Below are 1666 nucleotides of genomic sequence, written 5' to 3' on the forward strand. Positions count from 1 at the left end.
ATTTGTCTTCCTAAGACCGCTTGGCCTCCGACTTCGCGCGCGGCGGCGAGGCAGGCCATCGCCGCGGCGGCCGCGCGCGCGGTCGCGCGTCCCCCGCGCCTCATCCGCGCCTCATCCGAGGGCCAGCGCGAGCCCGCCCGCGCCGCGCACCGCGGCCTCGTGGCGCAGCAGCCACCGCTTGCGATCGAGCCCGCCCGCGTAGCCGGTGAGCGCGCCGTTGGCGCCGACCACGCGGTGGCACGGCACGACGATGCCGAGCGGGTTGCGCCCGTTGGCGGCGCCCACGGCGCGCGTCGCGTTGGCGTCGCCGAGCGCGCGCGCGACGTCGAGGTAGGTCGCGGTCGCGCCGTACGGCACGGCGAGCAGCGCGTCCCACACGCGCCGCTGGAACGGGGTGCCCACGGCGCCGAGCGGGAGGTCGAACGTCGTGCGCGCGCCCGCGAAGTACTCGGCGAGCTGCCCGCACGCCTCGGCGAGCACGCCCGGCCCCGACGACACGCGCTCCCACCCGGGCCGCACCTCGGCCGGCGCGGCGCCCATCGACACGCGCGTCAGCGCGTCGCCGTCGGCGGTGAGCAGCACGGCGCCGAGCGGGGTCTCGAGCCAGGTGTAGCGGGTCGGCATGGCCGAAATGTAGCGCCCGCCGGGAGGGGGGTGTGCAAGAACGCCGGCCGCGGACGTCACAGCAGAGGACCCCTCACTCCCCATCCGATGCCGCGCCGCGCCCTCGCCCCGCTCGCCCTGCTCGTCCTCGCCGCCTGCGGCGAGATGCCCGCCGCCCGCAAGGAGTCGCTGTCGCTCGACGCGGTGGCGACTTCCCCCGCCGCCGGGACGGCGATCGCCGACCTCGCGGCGCCGCCGCCCCCCGTGCCCGCGCTCGCGCCGGCCGCGGCGCCGGCGCGCGGCGAGATGCGCGACGCGCGGCGCGGGACGGCCGAGGCGTCGGCCGGGTCGGCGCCGCAGCCCGCGGCGTCCGCATCGGCGGCGGCCGTCGACCCGACGGCGATGGTGATCCGCACCGGGCAGGCGTCGGTGCAGGTGGACTCGCTGGAGCCGGCGCTCGGCGCGCTGCGGGCGCTGGCCACGCGGCTGGGCGGGCACGTGGGGAACGTCGCGCTGGCGGCCGGGCGCGACCAGGTGCGCTCCGCCACGCTGCAGCTGCGCGTCCCCGCCGACCGCTTCGACGCGCTGGTGGGCGGGCTGTCGCCGCTCGGCAAGGTCGAGACGGTGAACGTGCAGGCGGAGGACGTGGGCGAGGAGTACGTCGACGTCACCGCGCGCGCCGCCAACGCGCGGCGGCTGGAGGCGCGGCTGGTCGCGCTGCTGGAGCGCGGCGCGCCGCGCCTGAGCGACGTGCTGCAGGTCGAGCGCGAGCTGGCGCGTGTGCGCGAGGAGATCGAGCGGCTGGAGGGGCGGCTGCGCTTCCTGCGCGCGCGCGCCGCGCTCAGCACGCTCGAGGTGACGGCGCACGAGCCGGCGCCGCTGGTCGGCCCGTCGCCGACCGCCAACCCGCTCGCCGACGCGGCGCGGCAGGCGTGGCGCAACTTCCTCGGCCTGGTCGCCTTCGCGATCGCGTCGTCGGGGGTGCTGATCCCGGTGGGCGCCGTGGCGGCGCTGGCGTGGCGCCTCTGGCCGCGGCGCGTGCGCCCCGCCGCGCCGGCGCGCG

2 protein-coding genes are annotated in these 1666 nt (G+C 79.2%); one reads left to right on the top strand and one right to left on the bottom strand.

What is annotated here, in order from left to right:
- Nucleotides 1-111: 111 nt before the first annotated feature.
- Complete coding sequence (locus PYV61_RS25070; RefSeq protein ID WP_275836612.1) at nucleotides 112-624, bottom strand: methylated-DNA--[protein]-cysteine S-methyltransferase; 513 nt, start codon at nucleotides 622-624, stop codon at nucleotides 112-114.
- An 87-nt stretch (nucleotides 625-711) separates the two neighbouring features.
- On the opposite strand from PYV61_RS25070, the gene PYV61_RS25075 reads away from it, so the two are divergent.
- Nucleotides 712-1666: DUF4349 domain-containing protein (locus PYV61_RS25075; RefSeq protein WP_275836613.1), on the top strand; the 955-nt coding region annotated here is incomplete at its 3' end.

Source organism: Roseisolibacter sp. H3M3-2, from assembly GCF_029211165.1.
Classification (GTDB): domain Bacteria; phylum Gemmatimonadota; class Gemmatimonadetes; order Gemmatimonadales; family Gemmatimonadaceae; genus Roseisolibacter.